General features: G+C 55.6%; 17 protein-coding genes and 1 pseudogene. 8 read left to right on the plus strand and 10 right to left on the minus strand.

Annotated elements, in window-relative coordinates; translation table 11 throughout:
- Window positions 1–357: 357 nt before the first annotated feature.
- Window positions 358–1,941 (plus strand): ISL3 family transposase, encoded by a 1,584-nt coding sequence (locus ACIX9_RS23225; protein WP_083808548.1) that lies wholly within the window; start codon window positions 358–360, stop codon window positions 1,939–1,941.
- 290 nt (window positions 1,942–2,231) lie between these two features.
- On the opposite strand, the gene ACIX9_RS23230 is transcribed toward ACIX9_RS23225, so the two are convergent.
- The gene (locus tag ACIX9_RS23230; RefSeq protein ID WP_041598320.1) at window positions 2,232–3,578 is read right to left on the minus strand and encodes an ISNCY family transposase; all 1,347 of its coding nucleotides are present in this window, start codon (window positions 3,576–3,578) and stop codon (window positions 2,232–2,234) included.
- Between the two features lie 190 nt (window positions 3,579–3,768).
- Window positions 3,769–4,167, minus strand: a complete 399-nt coding sequence (locus ACIX9_RS23235) for an HU family DNA-binding protein (protein ID WP_013573336.1) — start codon at window positions 4,165–4,167, stop codon at window positions 3,769–3,771.
- 147 nt (window positions 4,168–4,314) lie between these two features.
- Between ACIX9_RS23235 and ACIX9_RS23240 the strand changes: the two are divergent.
- Window positions 4,315–5,128, plus strand: a pseudogene (locus ACIX9_RS23240) (IS5 family transposase).
- A 1,322-nt stretch (window positions 5,129–6,450) separates the two neighbouring features.
- Here ACIX9_RS23240 and ACIX9_RS27880 read toward each other — a convergent pair.
- Entirely contained in the window at window positions 6,451–7,086 is a 636-nt protein-coding gene (locus ACIX9_RS27880) for a DUF6597 domain-containing transcriptional factor (protein WP_013573338.1), read from the minus strand.
- A 69-nt stretch (window positions 7,087–7,155) separates the two neighbouring features.
- Here ACIX9_RS27880 and ACIX9_RS23250 point away from each other — a divergent pair, with 69 nt between their 5' ends.
- Window positions 7,156–7,659, plus strand: coding sequence for a DUF3224 domain-containing protein (locus ACIX9_RS23250; RefSeq protein WP_232298996.1), 504 nt, complete (start codon window positions 7,156–7,158; stop codon window positions 7,657–7,659).
- A 106-nt stretch (window positions 7,660–7,765) separates the two neighbouring features.
- Here ACIX9_RS23250 and ACIX9_RS23255 read toward each other — a convergent pair whose 3' ends face one another.
- From ACIX9_RS23255 to ACIX9_RS23280, 6 genes are all read right to left on the minus strand, one after another.
- Complete coding sequence (locus tag ACIX9_RS23255; RefSeq protein ID WP_013573340.1) at window positions 7,766–8,290, minus strand: YybH family protein; 525 nt, start codon at window positions 8,288–8,290, stop codon at window positions 7,766–7,768.
- A gap of 125 nt (window positions 8,291–8,415) precedes the next feature.
- Complete coding sequence (locus tag ACIX9_RS26210) at window positions 8,416–9,000, minus strand: hypothetical protein (RefSeq protein WP_041598298.1); 585 nt, start codon at window positions 8,998–9,000, stop codon at window positions 8,416–8,418.
- 18 nt (window positions 9,001–9,018) lie between these two features.
- Window positions 9,019–11,751 (minus strand): TonB-dependent receptor, encoded by a 2,733-nt coding sequence (locus ACIX9_RS23265; RefSeq protein ID WP_013573342.1) that lies wholly within the window; start codon window positions 11,749–11,751, stop codon window positions 9,019–9,021.
- Window positions 11,752–11,832: 81 nt separating this feature from the next.
- Complete coding sequence (locus ACIX9_RS23270; RefSeq protein WP_013573343.1) at window positions 11,833–12,570, minus strand: LytR/AlgR family response regulator transcription factor; 738 nt, start codon at window positions 12,568–12,570, stop codon at window positions 11,833–11,835.
- Window positions 12,567–13,370 (minus strand): sensor histidine kinase, encoded by an 804-nt coding sequence (locus ACIX9_RS24355; RefSeq protein ID WP_198152267.1) that lies wholly within the window; start codon window positions 13,368–13,370, stop codon window positions 12,567–12,569. Before ACIX9_RS24355 ends, ACIX9_RS23270 begins: the two co-directional genes overlap by 4 nt.
- Before the next feature lie 495 nt (window positions 13,371–13,865).
- Window positions 13,866–14,630 carry a DUF2306 domain-containing protein gene (locus tag ACIX9_RS23280; protein WP_232298997.1) on the minus strand — a complete coding sequence of 255 codons (765 nt, stop codon included), beginning with the start codon at window positions 14,628–14,630 and terminating at the stop codon, window positions 13,866–13,868.
- Between the two features lie 113 nt (window positions 14,631–14,743).
- On the opposite strand from ACIX9_RS23280, the gene ACIX9_RS23285 reads away from it, so the two are divergent.
- The 4 genes from ACIX9_RS23285 to ACIX9_RS23300 are packed head-to-tail and all read left to right on the plus strand — an operon-like array spanning window position 14,744 to window position 17,204.
- Window positions 14,744–15,901 (plus strand): sensor histidine kinase, encoded by a 1,158-nt coding sequence (locus ACIX9_RS23285; RefSeq protein WP_013573346.1) that lies wholly within the window; start codon window positions 14,744–14,746, stop codon window positions 15,899–15,901.
- Window positions 15,898–16,521, plus strand: a complete 624-nt coding sequence (locus tag ACIX9_RS23290; RefSeq protein WP_013573347.1) for a response regulator transcription factor — start codon at window positions 15,898–15,900, stop codon at window positions 16,519–16,521. The genes ACIX9_RS23285 and ACIX9_RS23290 overlap by 4 nt, the downstream gene beginning before the upstream one ends.
- Window positions 16,522–16,577: 56 nt before the next feature.
- Entirely contained in the window at window positions 16,578–16,796 is a 219-nt protein-coding gene (locus ACIX9_RS26215; RefSeq protein ID WP_157478424.1) for an RNA polymerase subunit sigma, read from the plus strand.
- 30 nt (window positions 16,797–16,826) lie between these two features.
- The gene (locus tag ACIX9_RS23300) at window positions 16,827–17,204 is read left to right on the plus strand and encodes an HU family DNA-binding protein (protein WP_013573349.1); all 378 of its coding nucleotides are present in this window, start codon (window positions 16,827–16,829) and stop codon (window positions 17,202–17,204) included.
- A 419-nt stretch (window positions 17,205–17,623) separates the two neighbouring features.
- Here ACIX9_RS23300 and ACIX9_RS23305 read toward each other — a convergent pair whose 3' ends face one another.
- Window positions 17,624–17,953: a hypothetical protein gene (locus tag ACIX9_RS23305; RefSeq protein WP_041598299.1), complete on the minus strand. Its 330-nt coding sequence runs from the start codon at window positions 17,951–17,953 to the stop codon at window positions 17,624–17,626.
- 370 nt (window positions 17,954–18,323) lie between these two features.
- Between ACIX9_RS23305 and ACIX9_RS25345 the strand changes: the two genes are divergently transcribed.
- A complete protein-coding gene (locus tag ACIX9_RS25345) occupies window positions 18,324–18,890 on the plus strand; it encodes a hypothetical protein (protein ID WP_157478426.1) in 567 nt (188 codons plus the stop codon).
- The last annotated feature ends 61 nt before the right edge of the window (window positions 18,891–18,951 follow it).

Consider the following 18,951-nt stretch of genomic DNA (forward strand, 5'->3'; position numbering starts at 1 on the left):
CCGGCAGCGGATCGGAATACACCAATCAGGATCGGGACCGCCCGCACCGAAGTTTCGATGAAATCCGGCAACCAGGTAAATACCATGAGGAGCCAGTCGGCAGACGCGACATTTCAGGCGCGGCAGCACGTCACGAATGTTGGGTTTGGGCCTAATTCTGGGGCCATGGGGTGAAGGCACAGAGGCGCAGACAACTCCCCAGGCAAAGCAGTCTCCTTGGAATTCCGCAGGTTTGATTGGACCGGCCTCGTGTTGGCGCCCGATAGGAATGGTTCTGGCGCACATTTGGTGATTCTTCCCAGCGGCTGTTCTGAGGCGTAAGACAGAAGCAGCTCTGGTGATCTCCGTTCCCCGCCTATGCGTGAAGGAACGCTGATCCCTGATATTGCAGAAGTCGAGTTGATCAGTCTTGGCCGCGTCGCCGGGGCGATCGAGATGCGGTTGAAGACGTGCCGTGTCTCTGCCACGTGTCCGGCTTGTGGAACTTCCTGTCGGAAGGTGCATAGCCGGTACGGCCGGCGCCTGGCGGACCTGCCATGGCACGGCGTTCCGGTCGTGATTCATTTGCAGACGCGAAGGTTCTTCTGCCTTGAGCCGGGTTGCCGGCGCAAGGTCTTTACGGAACCTCTGCCGGGTACGGTGTCGCGCTATGGACGAAGGAGTTGCCGGTCAAGCGAGGCTTTGCGCTGGATGACGCTTTCGCTGGGCGGACGAGCGGGAGCGAGACTGGCGGAGCGTTTGGGTCTGCTGGCGAGCCGGTCAACGCTGCTGCGTGAGCTTCATCACCGCAGACCTGCGGCCGTGGTCCAGGCTCCGCGCGTGCTGGGCATCGACGACTGGGCATGGCGCAAGGGCCATCGCTACGGCACGATCCTATGCGATCTTGAGACGCGCAAGGTGGTCGACCTGCTTCCCGACCGCGACGCCAACACGGTGGCCGCATGGCTTCGCCGGCATCCTGGGACAGAGATCATCAGCCGCGACCGCGGCGGTATCTACGCCGAGGCCGCTCGCAGGGCGGCCCCTCAAGCTATGCAGGTAGCGGACCGCTGGCACCTGTTGCGCAACCTCAGTGAAGCGCTGTGCCGCGCGATTGCTCCGCATCACCGCCTCTTCTCGCAAGCAGCAAGAGCCAGCCGCCTTGAGGATCTCGCACCCGCTCCACCTTCTGTCGCTCCATGGAGCCAGCGCGAACTGCTGGTTCAACAAGCCAACCGGCAGAGACGATATGAGCGGTGGCAGCAGGTGCGGGAACTCTTCCTGAAGACAGGCGCTCCGGATCAGGAACTCGCACGGCAGCTTGGCATCGATCATCGAACAGTGAAGAAGTTCAGAATCGCTGAAGTGTATCCGGAAGCGAAGCCCCGGGTTCGTGAGTCCATAGTCGACGACCATGCAAGCTATCTCGATCGGCGGCTGAGAGAAGGTTGTCGCAGTTCAACAATACTCTGGCGTGAGCTACGAAAGCTGGGCTTCCAAGGACAGGTGAACAGCGTGCGCTATTGGCTTCGGCAGCGCCGTAGTTACCGGACCCGAGCTGCAAGCCCACCACAACGACCGGCTCTGCGTGCCTCGCCACGACAGGTCGTGTGGCTCATCCTCAAGGCCGCGCCTTTCGCAAAGGATATGCTGGAAGAGGTGTATCAAACGTCACCCGAGATCAGCCAGCTCGCTCAGCTTGCCACGAGCTTCTTCCGCATCTTCCGCGAACGCGACCTGGCAGCGCTGACGCCATGGCTTGAAGCCGCACACGGTACCGCCCTGGCAGCCTTCGCTGCTGGTCTGGAAAGAGACTTCGACGCCGTACGCGAAGCTCTTAGACTGCCATGGAGCCAGGGTCATGTCGAGGGCCAGGTGCATCGGCTCAAGCTCATCAAACGCCAGATGTACGGCAGAGCCGGCTTCGAGTTGCTACGCTTGCGCGTGCTCCAGCAGGGCTGAAATTGGTTACTCGAACACCACGCAAATACACATCAGCTCATCACCAAATGTGCGCCAGAACCATTTCTAATGAGCCGCTACACAACGTGTTGTAGCTCATTAGAAATGACAGGGTGGCTAGCCCATTAGAAGTGTCAGTATAAGTCAACTTGTTGATGTATTTGTCTAACAATCCATACCAGTCGTCGTGCGGTGCGTAATGTGGGAATCGACGTACTGTGTCGATTTCCAAGGACTGTGGGGAAGGGTGGGAGACCGACAGCTTCATGGTCGGTCTTCCATGCTTTCCATCAGGCCGTCATTTCCACCGCGGGCGCCGTCGCGATTTCCTTGTAGTCTGGTCCGTACACTTGGCGTGGCCGCTTCTTATATCCGCCCTTGTCGCTATTTGTTTGGATCTTCGGTTGATGCTTTATATCTTGCTGCGCCTTCACGACGGCGAGTGCGTGGCTGAGCCGCTTGTTCTCAACGATGGCCGTGTGACTCACACGCTGGTCCTTGCTGAAGACGCGATAGGGAAGCGAGTGGCCTTTCCATCGGACCTCGAGCGGTCGATCGCTAAAGTCATAGACCTCGACGTACTGGCCTGTCAGCTTGTCTGCCATCTCACTGCGTTCCAGGATGATCTGCCTGCGGTCGTAGGCCAGACTAAGCTGTTGGCTCACGTGCCGCTGTTCGCGATGGCACAGGATGTCCGCAAGCCGGGATGCCTGTACGTTCAACCGGCGATGCATGTTCTCAGTCCTTACTGCGGGTATTGAGAACTTGTTGTTGAACTCCTCGGCGAACTGCGGCAGGAACGAGTTGCCGGCGGTCATGTCACAGATGCCAGCCATGCGCAGTTCCTTCACCAGACGATCCTGCAGCGTGCGGTTCGCCCGCTCCACGCGGCCTTTTGCCTGGCTTGAGTTCGCGCAGAGGATCTCGATGTTGAGTTCTGCGAGTGCTCGCCCGAACTGCGTCATCCCCGAACCGCCCTTGGCATCCGGCCGGTTTACCCGGAAGACGGTGTGCTTGTCGGAGTAAAAGGCGGTAGGGCAGCCATGCGTTGTGAGATATCCGTTCAGCGCCTCGAAGTAAGAGTCCGTACTCTCGCTCGGCACGAACCGAAGCTGCATCAGCTTGCTCGTGGCATCGTCGATGAAGACCAGCAACGTGCAAGGCTCACCACGCTGCTCGAACCAGCGGTGGTCGCTGCCATCGATCTGGATCAGTTCGCCATAGCTCTCACGCCTGAGCCGCGGTTGGTGGAAGGTTCTTCGTTGCGTTCGCGACAGCCAGAGACCTTCGGCCATCATCCATCGCCGCAGCGTCTCCTTACCGATCCTGAGCTGATGCTTGTCCAGCAAGACCTCGGTCGCCAGCGTCGGCCCGAAGTCCGCGTACCTGGTCTTGACCAGCTCGACCGCGTACTTCCGGATGCCTTCGTTGTGACTCCGGTTCGATGTTCTTCCACGTGCCTTGTGGATCAGCCCGCCGCCGCCGTCGGCTTCGTACCGGGCCAGCAGCCGAAACGCTTGCCGCTCGCTAATCGCGAGCACGGCTGCCGCCGCCACCACTGTCCGACGCCCAGCCCGCACGTCACTCAACACTTCGATCCGCCTCAGATCGCGCTCGCTCATCGATATCCATCCCATTCTTAGAACCTGACAGTTCTAACGGGGTAGACCATGACATTTCTAACGAGCCGCTACACAACGAGGAGACGTAATGAGCATTATCAGACGTAAAGCCTTTTTTTTGTTACACATAAGATAGCACAAGCGAGCCGCACACAATGAGCAAAATGCCGGGGGTGTTCCCCCGGCGCTCTCGTGTTTTGATCCGCTACTTCTTGGGTGGGACGACAACATCCTTAGCAGCTTTCGAGATCCGCAACTTTACGGTCGTCTTGGCCGCAATCCTGATCGACTCGCCGGTGGCCGGGTTGCGGCCTATGCGGGCTGCACGCTGAGACTTTACGAGCTTGCCTAGACCTGGAATTGTGAACTCACCATTCTTTTTGGTCTGCATGAGAGCCAGTTCAACCAGTCCCGCAAGGAATGCTGCACACTGACCGACTGGAAGCTCCGTTTTTTCAGCCATGTACCGGATAACCTGGATCTTGCTCATTTTCTGCACGGCTCCCTTCGAACCGACCGCAACCTTGGTGGACACTGCCTTCTTTCCTACGGCCTTCTTCGCGGGAACCGCTGTTTTCTTCGCTACTGCTTTCTTCGTCGCCACTGGATCTCCTCAATAATGAATCTATGCTGGATGCGTTCAAAACTCGACCGGGATGCTTGGGGACCAATCGTGGACGTCTGAGAGGCTTTATGAAGTGTGAACCGAGCTAGATTCTTTGCTGTTGCTTGTTTTGTCTTGAGCATGAGGATGGGCAAGGTTCGTGTGGGGTATCCGTGCGATGTGACGGATGAGAAATGGGCGTTTGTGCTGCCGTACTTGTTGTTGTGCCTAGAAGACAGCAGGCATCGGGAACACGATCTTCGCGAGGTGTTCAACGGACTTCGCTACATTGCGAAGACAGGTTGTCAGTGGCGTTGGATGCCGCACGATCTGCCGCCCTGGGCGGCGGTGTATCAGCAGACCAGGCGCTGAATGGCGGCGGGGCTGTTTTGAGGCTCTGGTGGCCGATGTGCAGTCGGTGCTGCGAGAGTGGAAGGGCCGACAAGGCCAGCCCCCGGCGGTTTGCCTGGACAGCCGTACCCTGCAGTCGACACCAGAGAGCGGCGCGAGGGCGGGCTACGACGGGGCCAAACGGCGCAAGGGTTCGAAGGTGCATATCGCGGTCGACGCCCTCGGTCATCTGCTCGCGCTGACCGTGACGGCCGCCGATGAAGGCGATCGGAGCCAGGTCGCGGCACTGGCCGAACAGGTGCAGGAGGTGACCGGGAACACGGTGGAACTGGCGTATGTTGACCAGGGGTATACCGTGCCAAACGCCGCCCAGGCCGCCAGCGCGCATAGCATCCGGTTGGAAGTCGTCAAGCACCCCATGGCGAAACGAGGCTTTGTGCTGCTGCCCAAACGCTGGGTCGTGGAACGAAGCTTCGCCTGGGCGGCACGCTTCCGCAGGCTTGCCCGAGACTACGAAAGGCTCGATAGCACCCTCAAAGGACTTCACTTCGTCGCCTTCGCCATCCTCATGACCGCAAGGCTCGTCTACATAGCAGCTACAACTTCATAACAGCCTCTAGACCCTATTGACGTAGTCGGGTGAGACTGATCCCTCCCTGTCACTCTTCGGGATTGGCAATCCCGACTGCCTGGACAAAATGCGGCCGCATGTTTAGGAGTGCAGCAGCTGGCGACGCAAGCTCGTGAGGCCGCCAATCTGGTAAGAGACGTCCTTGCCGCCAGGATCAAGCGTGTCGCGATTGCGTTCGTTCATCATGGTCAGCGGAAGAACTCAGGTGTGCGCTGACAATTAAACAAGCCTTTCGAGTTCCTGTCGGGATACAGCGACGGGCTAGCGCATCTCGTAGAGTGCCACTCCGCAGACGAATGCCACAGCGAAGCATATGATGGCTCCAAGCAGGCACAGGGAAGGGCCCTCGTGTTCGGTCTTTGCGTCACCTGATCTCAATTCTTTAGCTGACGGAGGAACGTCAACAAATCCCTCCGCTCGGCTCCTATACAGTGATTCCCACCACACCCGAGTCATATATGCCTCTCAGTGAATTATCATCGACGGTGCATCAAGAAGGCATGAGGAATGTGGTGGTCATCCAGTGGAACTGGCAACCCTCCGCCGCCTCAATAATAGTCCGCGGTCTCATTACCGGGGCATCGAGCCCGCACGATGGGTTTAAAACAGAGAGGGAATTGCGGAACTACACCATCCTCGGAGAAGCAAGCACGTAAGCAACACAACAAGGGGCTCTGCGGACTAAGATTTTCTCCGCATCCCTCCCAGACTTCCGCCCAACGCCGTGTGAACTACCGTTCTGAACCTTTGAGTCACGCTCACGATTGTGCACGTTCCGAAGATCCTTTCCGCCACCAGTAGCACTTCGGCCTATAGCCCTTCTTGAATTTCTCTTCACCAAGCAGTTACAAGTTCCTGCTTGCAACCGCTTTAGCATCTCTGCTTCACTTGGAGCAGAATCTCAAAGGTCGCAGTGCTCGTCTCGATATAGGGGCTGTAGATCGCGGAGATGTAAGGAACATCTTTCGAGGTTGCAGGGCGCACTACGCACTCCGTGGCTCTTGGTAACTGATCCAGCCAAGCGATAATGCTTTATTCAGCATGAAGATCATGCGTCACTCTCAATGGTCGGAGATCGTGGTTATGTCTAGGATGTAGATAGAACGGCAACGCTGCCAGGATAAGCAGTTTGCCCACCACAAGGCGAAGGTTGATGTCCATAGCCTTCCCAACGCTGCGGTCTTCCTGCTGTCGCTCCTCAATCGCCCGTATATAATGCGTAAATCCCGCGCTCAGACACATTTTCTTGGAGGTAGACACAGTCTCGAAGGGCATGGTGGAGGGCACCGAAGATCCAAATGCTATCGGTCGAATAGACGTTCGAGGGACCGAACGCTCGTACCGGCTCTCTTTGCAAAAGCGGACACTTTCGTCAGGGTAGAGTCTGCCGCAATCAGGTCTGTGAGTTGACCGGCGAACTCGGCTTGTGGGTCACGAGTGATTGCGAACTCTTCTAGAAAACTGGATATCTGATCTACGGCGTTAGAAGGGCTAAGCCTCTCAGCTATGCACTGCAATCCGGCTCCGAAGACCCGCGCGGCTGGAACGACACGCTCCGTCAGAACCGAGGCGGACTGATCGGAAAAGCAGCGGAATCCACCTGGCCTGAACTTGACCCCGAAAACCCATGCCTGTCCTTCAAGGTATCTCGAGAATTTTGAGGATTTCACGCCGTGTACTTCTGCAACGGTGCTTGATGAAACTCGTTCATCGAAGCTCCGTGTAAACGCGAGATGGACGTTTGGATGGGGAAGCGTCTCCTGCACTTGCGGACTTCCGGAGCGAATGTCCCACTGCACCATCCAGAAGTGCTCTAGGCAATGTGAGAGGCGTGGAGGCGGCTTCACACGACGATGCGTAAAGGCTCCGCTTACGCCGGCTTGCGCTCTTTTCATGACACCTCTTGGCGGAGAAACAGCGTAGCCCGATTCCTGCATGAAAGCCCTCTCCCGAGTGTCGCATTTGTTCAATCATTCTGTGTGGCGTGACACTAGTCTCATCAAGGTATGAGTATGAAGCAGACATTGAAAAAGTGGTTCGTCTCGTCCGTCGTCCTCCTCGCAGGCGCGGGCTTTGTTTATGGTCAATCCACAGAAGGGAAACGCCTTATGAATCATGCGACCGGCCCATTCGAGGTGAAGGTTGTTCCTTCCGGGCACACGCCAAGCGGAAGCGAAGAGTTTGGAGAGATGAGCTTCACTAAGGTGCTCTCGGGAAACATGGTGGGCACGAGCAAGGGCCTGATGCTCACCAGTTCCACCAGCAGCAGCGGTGCCATGGCTTACGTCGCCTTGGAGACCGTGACCGCCTCTCTCCATGGAAGCAGTGGGACATTTGTTTTGATGCACAATGCGACTACCCGGAAGGGAGAACCTGAAGCTGACTCTCTCCACATCGTTGTCGTTCCAGGCTCAGGGACAGGTGCGCTGACGGGGATCACTGGAACCCTTGTCATCCAGAAGGGCGCTCAAGGAAACCATTTTTACAGCTTCGAATACGATCTCCCGTAAGTAATGACAAGTCGCAATAGCGAAAGTTGACGAGGCAAGACGACGCCTGGGAAGCGACTCGGGCTTGTTCAACTGGCGTGAAGATGAGGCTCCGGTGCCTTTGACCCTAGAATCCCTGCAGCTTGCCGTTCACAGGTAGGCCGGAGTAGTGAATGGCAATGATGTGCCATGCTCCGTTTTCTTTTCGTAAAACCCGCGTCTCGCGGCCCTTGGTGACCAAAGGCTTTTCACCGTCACGGAGGGTCGCGTCAAAGGTCCAAGTCATTTCGGACCATGCCGTGTCGCCGTAGACGTGAATAGACGGATTTTCCAGCTGCAGGTTACGCTTGGAAAACATTTTGCCGAAAGTGTTCCGCACAAAACCCTCTACCTGGAGCAGCCCGCGCTCCGTTCCAAGCGGTTCCACAAAGATCACGTCAGGGGAGTGTGACCAGACCTGATCGACCAAGGCGAGATCGGCCCCGTCGATCGATGCGACGTAGCGCTTCTGCAATTGCTGAATCTGCTTAATATCGGCGGGCTTGCCGGTGTTCTCACCAACTGCCGTCGCGAAGGCGAGCGAGAGCAGACTGATTGCAACGATGGTCTGCTTTTTGGGACGTACTCGGCATTTCGCATGTTGAAAGGCTATCGGTTTTAGGCCCTTATACGACCATTAGATTTTCGTACTCTCATTGGGCAGCAGACAGGTGTCGCGATGTCGCATTCTCGGTGCATCCTTAGTCACGGTGCCGTCGTCTGGGCAGCTAGCTCTCTTCAATCATGGGTAGCAGGCTTACAGGATTGTTCGCTGAGGCACAGGGTGAGTATGTTTTGAACTTTGTCGTAGAAGGCTCTTCCAGCTATGCATTGTTTCCTGCCGACTTCTCCTTGCTCACGGCCGATTGCGCCCTGCTGAGCCCCAATCCGGCCTTCTTCAGCACCGATGCGATGCATCTCCTCAGGGGAAGACGCGAGCTTCATCTGTTTGTCCAGGTCGTTCTGTCGCTGAATGAGAGGCGTCTGCTTGGCCCCGAGAACAGCTTGCTGCTGACCCAGCGTTTCCAGCACACCGTAAAGCTGTGCCGCTTCTGACACGGCAGCAGAGTTTTGGAGCAACTGAAGGGAATCCTCTTTAACAAAGACGATGTAGCTTCCAGGGTGAGTGGTTGCGAAGCCGCGTAGACGGTCGCCTTGTTTCCAGTCGCCCTCGGTCGTGAGCACTTTGGAGCGGACGACAAGCGCGAACGAAAGACCAGTAGGTTTTCCATCTGCGAGATTTACGGAAGGGGCTGTAGTGCCTTGGGCGAGCGCGGGCAAGGAACAAGAGATAAGTACGGCACAAACAAACTGCAAGTTCATAGATTCACCTGTATATGTTTAGAAGCTGAGCCGAACCCCGAACTCAAGGCGTCTACCATAGTCGGCAGCAACGGCCCGCCCAAATTGCGGAGTACCGACGATCCCGTCAGCCGCTGTGTAGTTGGCGTGATTAAGGAGATTGGCAGCTCGAGCATCGAAGCGCAGCGTTTGCTGGTGGAGGACCGAACCATGCTTTTCCTTGAACGTGAAGGAGCGATTTAAGGAAAGATCAAGATGAATGGTGGCCGGCATGGTTCCAATATTCCTCTGCAGATCTCCGTTCACCCCGTTTGTGGAGAGCAGCCCAAAGGGGGTCGCGTAGACGCCGGTCCCGGTGGCTGTGACTGAGGAAGGGCGGTCGTTGAATACCCCGTCCCCGTTGTTGTCAAAACCTGTGGTCACGTCATACGGCGCACCGCTTGAGACGGATAGGTTCGTAGTGCTGCCGATCTTGAAGGGAAGAGAGTAAATGATGACTGCAAAGAGGCTGTGCGTAGGAGATCCCGTCGGACGTGCCCAATCACGGCTCTTCTCATAGGTGCTTTGAGGAAAAAGATTGGGATTGTCCGCATTCGTTCGAAAGCCGTTGTATAAACAGCCTGAAATAAGACTGAAGCGTTGCGCGAAGTGGCTCACGCCCAGAAAGGCGAACGGACCCGCAAACCTTCCGGTCCTGCCGTATTCGAAGAGGTTGAGGTTTGCGGCCAAGGGGCGCGGTGCGGCTGCTGGATCATTCGAAGCACTGAAGATTAGAGGGGCGTTAGCATTGAATGATCGAAGCACTCCCCAAGATGCGGTGTAGTAGACGTTGGCATTCACGGCCCAACTTTTGAAGAAAGTTTGCTCTACGCTTAGCTGAGATTGCGAAGAAGGCGTGATGCCGATTCCATCTTCAAACCTACGCTGGCGTTCGATGGGTGGCGTGCTTGCCGGCGTTCCAAACGGGTCGTTGTACTGAGGCGAATAAACTGTGAGGCTTCGTTGCCGCTGACCGTCTAAACGCACGGTCTCAAGGCTTATGGGTGAACCAACCGGTGCATAGAAAAGCCCGGTGCGAGCGTGAAGAATCCAGGTTTTCTTCTTGCCGAAAGCGTAAGCGGCACCTACGCGGGGAGCTATGCCGTCGCTCACATTCGGTGCCGTTTGGCTGAAATAACGCAAGCCAGCAGATAGAGATAATCGTGTGATGAGCTTCCAGTCATCTTGAATGTAGGCGGCAATCGTCCATTGTTCCAAAGGGACTTCGGCTATGCCGGAGGTCTGCGAGTAGGTTGTTGGACGGCCACCGGGAAGTCCTGCGAGAGCCCGCCGGTACTGTTCTAAACCTGTGATATTCAGGGTTGCCCCAGACCCATCTAGAGCTGGGGCTGAGCCTCCACCGAACAGGTACGCACCGTTGAACGTATCGGGGTTTGCATCGTTGATGAAGGCACCAAGGAGCTGCACGCCCCATTTGACCGTATGCCGTTTCAGAGAAAGGTAGATCTCATCGTCAAACTCAAGATCGCGTTCCTGATTATGGAGTGATCCAATGCTCGATCCGCCTCCGGTGAATGCTCCCGCGATCGAAAGCTGTGGGCCGGTTGAATTTGGCGTTTGCTCCGTGGTCTTCCAACTGAAACCAACCCTTGTGGAATGTAGGAGGTCTTTTGCGATAAAGGTCGTGTTTACGGCTCGCAAATCGTATTCTGAGACGCGCCCGAAGGCCCCGTTTTCTTGGAGAGTGAGACCGCCGACGCCCTTATTTTCGGTGCTGTTGTTGTTCGCTCCGAAGGAGATCGCCAGTGTGTCTTTGGAGCCTATCTGCCAGCCGGTGCGAGCATTCGCCAGCCACAAACGCTGCGGGGTAGCGACCGTCTGATTGAAAAGAGTTGGTGTGCCGGTCGTTGAAAGTACAGTGGCATTCACTACAGCATTCTCATCGATGCTGCGGTGGTCGAGGTCCAAAGCAAAGTCAGCTCGTTTGCGACTCAGTAGGGGGCCACTGAACTCAAAACCTTCTCTTTGTTTGTCAGCCGGGGTTCCCGTCGTGCTGAATGGATCGCTTGCATTCCATACATGCGATCCGAGAACACCGAAGATAGCGCCATGAATTCTGTCCTGGCCCGGTTTGGTGAAGACTTCGATTCGTCCACCGGCATAAGGCGGATATTCGTATTCTGCTGAGAACATGTCGGGGCTGATGCGAACTTCCTGAATGGCCGATTTCGGCGGCAGAGTTGACGGACTCTGAAATCCATCTACAGTGATGAGCGCCGAACCTGGCAAGCCGCCTGACGCGGCCGCTAGAGCTTGAAGTTGCCGCTGCAAATCATCGGGATCTTCAGCAAGCCCGTCAAGCTGCGACGCGGTGAGGACGTTTGACCCTCCCGACTTGGCTGCGTTATCTTCGCCATCGACGTTCAGGCTTTCTGTTACGGAGGCAATCTGAAGTTGTGTCGAGAGCGTGGTGACCCTGTTGATCTGAACACGTAAGGCGACAGTCTCTCTACTCTGAAATCCTTGAGAGCCTACCTCAACCCGGTAGACACTTGGCGCAACGCACAATAGGGTCCAGCGACCATCGGGTCCCGATGATGTGATTCGAACGCTCCCATCTAACCCCACTGCCTCAACGCTGGCACCTCGAACAACAGCATTCGTAGCATCGAAGACGACGCCCGAGAGAGTTCCTGTATCAGGACAGCTCTGCGCTCGAAGGGCTGGAACGGAGAGACACACAAGAGAGAGATATGAGAGGAAGCAGCGCATAGCGGACCTGCACCGAAGCTAAGGGACCTCATGCCTTCGCTCTGGACTTTTCTGCGAGCGAGCCAAACCGGTCGTCGAAGCCTAAAGACGCAAGCTCTTTAGCTGCGCTAGACCTGACCTGCTCGCTGGGGCGGTCACTCCGCCCTGCATGGAGACGTTTGCTCCACGGCCTGAAGCTTCGATACGGACGACCTTTGCAATGTTGATCAAAGCGGAGCGATGGACTCGCCGAAATAGGACGGAACTTAAGCGGTTTTCGAATTCACGCAAAGGAAGGTGTACGAGATGGTTCTCATTTTCCAGATGCACTCTGCAGTAATCGCCTTCGGCAAGGATAGCCACGATATGCTCTGAATCGACGGGAATGGTGACGCCGCGCTGCTTCACGAAGAAGCGTTGTAGTGCCCCTTTGCTCTCCATCGTGTCAAGCCTTTCCACAAGGGCTACTCCTCCATCGGAAAGACCACTACGCTCCTGGAAGCGGCTAAGAGCAAGAGCGACACGTTCCTTGTCGAAGGGTTTAAGCAGGTAATCGAATGCACCCCACTCGAATGCTGGCACAGCGTATTCATCGTGCGCAGTCGTGAAAATAACGGCAGGCCGGTATTCGACAGAGCGGAGCACCTCGAACCCAGATAGGATCGGCAGTTGGATGTCGAGAAACACGAGATCCGGCTTGAATCTGTCGATCATTTCTACCGCCGCCGCTCCGTTTCTGGCTTCACCTACAAGGTCGAGTTCGCTTGCATACGCCAGACAGCTCCGGAGACGGTCAATAGCCAACGGTTCATCTTCAACGATCAATGCTCGAATCGTCATGACGTAAGAGGTAGAGATTCATCCTGAGGCAGGCGTAACGAGACCGTCGTGCCAGCTTCAGGGGTTGAGCTGACCGTCATACTTCCGAGACTCTCGTAATAAAGCTCGACTCGCCGCCTCACGGTTTTTAGCCCAAGGCCGCTGCTTTTCGCAATGTTCTCAGAAGATACCCCCTCGCCATCGTCCCAAACTTCGATGTTTAGATCCCCATGCCGAGCACTGGCTCGGATGGCAAGCGTTCCTCCTGTCGGACGTTTGGAAATGCTGTGCTTGATCGCATTCTCTACGAGAGGCTGCAAGGTGAGTGAAGGCAACTCCAGAAGCAGCGTCGCGGGGTCGATGGAACGCTCGATTCGAAGCCGGTCACCAAGCCGCAGCTTCTCCAATGAGAGATAGGCTTCGGTGAAACGTAATTCCTCTTCAAAGGTCACCTCCGCTTCTTCAATCTCACTGTGCGAGGACAATGCATACCGGAGCATTGACGACAGACTCAGAAGGGCCTGTTCGGCTTTCAGTGAATCAGTTCCTACGAGAGCGATGACTGAGTTGAGCGTATTGAAGAGGAAGTGAGGGTTTAGCTGTGACCGGAGCGCGCTAAGATCGGAGCGGATTCGCAGAGCTTCAGCCTCCATGCGAAGTCTCTCCTCCAGGCGTGCCCGCTCTTGTGCTTGCACCATGTAGGAGAAGCCAATCAGGGTTCCGTAGACCATTAACCCGCTGAAGGCCTGCCACTGCGCTGCATAGATTCCCCATGGATTGTAGCGCCAGCGGTGCGTAACGATCAGAGTTTGAAGGGACATGAGCGTCTGAACCGACGCCCACCACAGCAGCGCAAAGCTGACGGCTCCAAAAAGGTGTGCGACTGCAAATCGGATTGGATGTCGGCTGGGCCAGCGGAGCCGGCTGGCTAACCAGAACACAGCGACCCCGAGTAACGCTACCGGTAGGACGTTTACCACGGCATCCAGGAGCGCCTGGCCATAAGAGGAATGAGGGGAGTATGGCTGGAGCCGAAAAATGAGGAAGTAGCTGGCCGCATAAGGGACCCATCCACTCGCGTATAGCAGCCATCCTCGTCCGGATTTGAGCGGCATCCCCACATCCCACCCTGTCATGTGACCCGGAGTCTGACTGGCATTTTCGCCCAACGGTCCATTTTGAACGACGAGATAACCTTTCTATCGGGCGCTAATAGTTTGACTATACATAAGTAGGCTTTTCAGACGTAAACGACTTGTAATCAATATGTTTCCCCTGCAGAGCTTTGCCGATCCACGAAGAATCGCTCAGATGATTTAAGCGGCAGCAAGGCCGGTAGCAAGAGTGGGTGGCTTACGAGCGGCAAACTTTCGTTTGTAGTAGGCCGTAGTGAGAACGATAGCTGGAACTCCTATTGCTGCGGGCCATAGCCATAGGATGATTCCGGCATGCCGGAAGAAGTGGCTAAGGGTGGCGGTGGAGAAAGCGGTCCAGGCCGCAATGTAGCTGGCGATGAACTTCGTCAGATGCGAGTACCACCAGAACATCTTGTCGGTTGGTCTTCGAACAAAACGCCAGAGGTCGGCGATGATCCCACGCGTGCCTAGACTACCGAGCAGTATCGCGACCACTTGCATATGCTGCACCGCTGCTGGACGTAGCCATCCCAAGGCAACCAGTGAAACCGATCCCGCAAGAGCAACACAGGCGGCCACCCAATCGATCGGTCGTGCTGAACCGCCGCTGGCTAGATCCTTCAACTTCAGAACACGATATCCGGAGAAGGCGAGATACGCGCTAACCACCGAGACCAGTGCGAGGAAGAGCACGGGGCGAAACAGGGCCATCGGCAGAGCTGTACACGACACCACTCCCATGGACCAGAGGTAAACCATACCCCAGCGCCGATGCTGCGTGCCGCCCTTTGCAGTCGCCAAAGCTACGGGCGCAAGGATGAACGACACCATACCGGCGGACACGTGAACAGTGAGAAAGACTTTCATCCAGAGTGGGTCGGTGTGCATGGCGCGGTCTCCTTGGTTGATAACGAGATCATCGCGCTTTACGTTGGTGAGCACCATTGGAAGGTATCAACCTTGAGAGGTGACAGATGTCATCTCTCAGCCATGACGGTGAGCGATTTCGGGAAGGGCCAGCTTGCGCGAAGATAGTAGGGTCAGGAGACTCGAAACCCATGGATCGGAACCGAACACATGGCGGTGTGAACGTGATTGGTATGCTCCGCGATGAAACGCGGCTGCTCCGCTGGGGTTCTTTGCTGTATTCCGTATTTTGGTTCGCAGAACCGATCCACCGCCGCTCCTTTGCGGTCTGGACAGTCTTCTTGGTGTTCTACGGTATCTTTTTGACCGGATACCTCCGGGTTTTGCGCGGCAGTAGGAGAGAACAGCGGTTTTGGCTCACCGTCCTCTTCCTGCTGGGATATCTTTACTATCCTTTCAATCCGAATGCTGGAGGCGAATTCGTCTTTGCCGTAGTCGTAAGCAGCTTCTTCCTCCGACAAGGAACTATTTCTTCTGCCTTTCGCAGGTTCGCCGTCATCCTTGCTGCTCAAGCAGCAGGATTGTTTCTGGAGACCTGGTGGTTGCATTTGCCTTGGTCCGTTGCTCAATCTGTTGTGTTCTTTATGGTGGTCATTGGTCTGAGCAACTTCTCCTTTGCCCGCCAGGTTTTCGTCAGCGGACAGTTGCGAAAGGCCAATGAGGAGATCGAATATCTCACGCAACAAGCGGAACGCGAACGCATCGCACGAGACCTGCATGACCTGCTCGGCCACACCCTCACCGTAATTGCAGTCAAAAGCGATGTAGCAAACCGTCTCTTTTCTCTCCAACCTGATGTTGCTCATCGTGAGATTGCCGAAGTGGAGGCTACAGCGCGAGAGGCGCTCCACGAGGTACGGTCTGCGGTGACTGGGTACCGCGCGGAGGGCGTAGAGGCTGAAGTGAGCAAGACCAGGAATGCGCTTGGAAGTGCCGGAGTCCAGCTCTATACAAAAATGGACTTCGTGGATCTCTCGCCGTTGGAGAGCGACCTGCTTTGTTTCGTGCTCCGGGAGGCCACGACAAACATCCTTCGTCATGCCTATGCCACAGAATGCAGAGTAGAAGTTTCCAAAGATTCTCTTATAAGGCTCACAATTGAGGATGACGGCTTGGGAAAGCAGGGTGCCGATGGGAACGGTATTGACGGGATGAGAGAACGCCTTCGACATGCGCGTGGCAGCTTGGTCATCGATGGTTCTCCGTTAGGCGGGATGCGTTTGCTTGCGGAGCTGCCTGCATCCTTAGAGAGCCGCACTAGAGACTTTGAGACTGGCGGTCGTTTGTGAGCCCTTCTGAGAAGCCGATCACGGTTGTACTCGCAGAGGATCAGGGCATTCTGCGAAGTTCCTTGACGATCATGTTGGGCATCGAACCGGATATCAAAGTAGTGGCTTCTGTCAGCAACGGCGCAGAAGCACTAAGAGCGGTAGGTCTTCATCTGCCTGCGGTATTGGTCACAGACATCGAAATGCCACAAGTAACGGGGCTCGATCTAGCTATCAGGGTGAAGGAGCTCTACCCATCAACCCGCGTTCTGATCTTGACGACATTCGCTCGGCCTGGCTACCTTCGACGTGCGCTGGATGCGGGCGCTGTTGGGTATCTGTTGAAGGACTGCCCGTCTACAGAGATGGCGGAGGCCGTCAGACGTGTGGCGCATGGTGAACGAGTCATCGATCCTGGTCTAGCCGCCGAGTCATGGTCCGCCGATGCTGGACCACTTACAGAAAGAGAGCGCGAAGTCTTGCGACGTGCGGGGGAAGGCGAGAGCACGGCTGAACTGGCTCGGACACTCCGCCTTACAGAGGGAACGATCAGAAACTATCTATCCGAGGCCATCTCAAAGCTAGGTGCACATAATCGAACAGAGGCTGCACGACTAGCACGTGCTAAAGGCTGGCTCTGATCTCGTTTGCGCATCTCTTCTGGAACTCCGATGGCTCTAGGACGTAGAATTGTGAAATGCCTAAAGCACCAGCAGCAATCACGTCTCCAAAGATCAAGAAGCTCGCGCAGAAGGCGATGAAGTCGCCCAGCATGATGTCTACCGCAGAAACCAGGGAGCTTGGCGCGTCAGTCATGGCTCATGTATCACCTCCGAAAGAAGTTTCACCTGCTGCGGCGAAGAAGACGCCAGCAAAGACGATCGCCGCCAAGAAAACTCCGGCAAAGCGCTCGTAATCAAATAAACCGCTCAACATCGAGGACCCCATGGCAACGAATAAAGCACCGGCGAAGAAGATCGTCGCACCAGTAGCAGCAAAGACCAGCGCAGCTCCTGCGAAAAAAACCTCCACCACGAAGAAGATGACGAAGTCAGAGTTGGTCAAGCTGGTTGCAGAGAAGATGGAGTTGTCCTTGAAGCAATCCGCAGCATTCTTTGATCTCCTCGCGTCAACCGCGATTCAAGAGACGAAGAAGAATGGCGAGTTCACCATTCCGGGACTCGGTAAGCTGGTGAAAGCTCAGCGCGCCGCACGCATCGGCCGTAATCCCCAAACGGGGGAATCGATCAAGATCAAGGCCAAGACCGCCGTCAAATTCCGCGTTGCCAAGGCAGCCAAGGACATGATCGCACCCGTAAAGTGAGATCGACAGTGGTTGGATTAGTCGATCCTTCGCATCAGCGGAGGATCAACTTTCTAAGTTCCTGAGGGCCTTGCGTCCGATAATGACATTAAGCCGCGATTGACTATACATAATTGCGGTTATCGGACTTAAGTCTTTTGTTTTATTATACATACAAAAATCAACAACAAGCAACTTTGCTACTTGCCAGCGATCGCGGATGCCTCGACTTCAGGAGAAACTCGTCTCCAGCTACCCTTTCGAAGAAGGATCTTGCGTGAAACCGTGACGACTTCACACTGGTCAGTGGTTATATAGGCATCTCCCTCGATCGGTTCGCCCTTGTCCGCCCACGAGTTCACCTCGTCTACAAGCGCTCTGTTGTCTTCTTCGGATAGATGAGGGTTCTTTTGATGGCGGAGCGTCCTCCATTTGGGATGCTACTTGTCCCACATCCGTGTTGTCAGAAAGCTCTCGTCGTCCGGTGGCTCACTGGCAAAATTCATCATGCCTTTCAGCTTGGTCTCTTTGGGAAGAGCAGAGTAGCGAGCATTCAGCCGCGCGAGATCGGCCTTCATCTCATCCCCTGAAATGAAATTTTGCATGGAATGCAGGAAGAGAGGCGCGAGATTCTTATGCAAACGATCCTTCGATGTGAAGACTGTGCAGAAGGGGAGGTAGTACAGATATGCGATGTCAACCTTGTTGCTGGGACGGTCCGCATCGCGAACCAACCCCGCAGCGGTGGCTAAAAAGAACGTCAGATCCACGGAACAAACATACGAAAAATACGGAGCGAAGCTCCGTAGTGGAGGAAACCCAACCGCCTTCCATCGATTAGTGACTGTGGTTGCGTAGGGTTCATGGACTCCTGCCAGTGCCAGCCCGAGCATAATCCTTGTAAAAGCTGCTTCTAAGATCCTCCCGGGAACGCAGAGGAATCAAGCGGCGGACCATCTCATTAGTCGCATAGTGTTGAGTAGCTTGTGCTCTCTAAAACGACCGTTTCAGATGAGGTGCGCCGGTGCTCTGTTGATTCGGAAACCTCGACGTTGCCAGAAACGACTTTCAGGGAGATGTCGTATCGAGTCGCAGCCAAGCGAGAACAGGGCACTGGTAAACTCCATCGTGAGGACGGCCATGAAGACGTTCGCTTTATGCCTGTTGGCTTGCTTGATGTTGGCTCCCATGCGCATCTGGTCACAATCTGAACAGGCACTGCCGCCTGAGATAAGGCTCGAACTCTTGCCGACCGCTTTCGCGGATGGTGTGGCAAGCGGGTTTATCTTCGTACTTACTAATGTCAGCGGTAGAGATATCAGCATTCCCCCGCCAGAGTTCAACTGCAGCAGCCCTTCACAAAACGGATTCATTCGGTTTCAATGGGCGTTTGTACCGGTGAACGGCGACGGAATTGGTTCAGGAATAAGCAGTTGTGGCCCCGGCGGTGGCATATATCCGGTGCCACCGTTAACTGTCAGCAGCCTTACAAGAAACTGGACATTGCTGCATCCGGGGGAGTCTCTTCGAGTTCCAGCCAACTGGCCGCCGAGCTCTGGCTTAATGCTCTCCGGCAGCTACACATTCTCCGCTAGCTACTCCCCTCCGAAAATATCTAGCGAAGCAGAACACCTATTGTCGGAAGCTGGGATTATCATTCCGCGACAGAAAGTGGAAACGCCCGAGCAGCATTACGGAAAACCCTAGCAGCCGAGCACAGTGTGTTCGGCAATGTCGCATCCTCTCTCTGAGAGCTTCCCGGCCCCTG

Source organism: Granulicella tundricola MP5ACTX9 (assembly GCF_000178975.2).
Lineage (GTDB): Bacteria > Acidobacteriota > Terriglobia > Terriglobales > Acidobacteriaceae > Edaphobacter > Edaphobacter tundricola.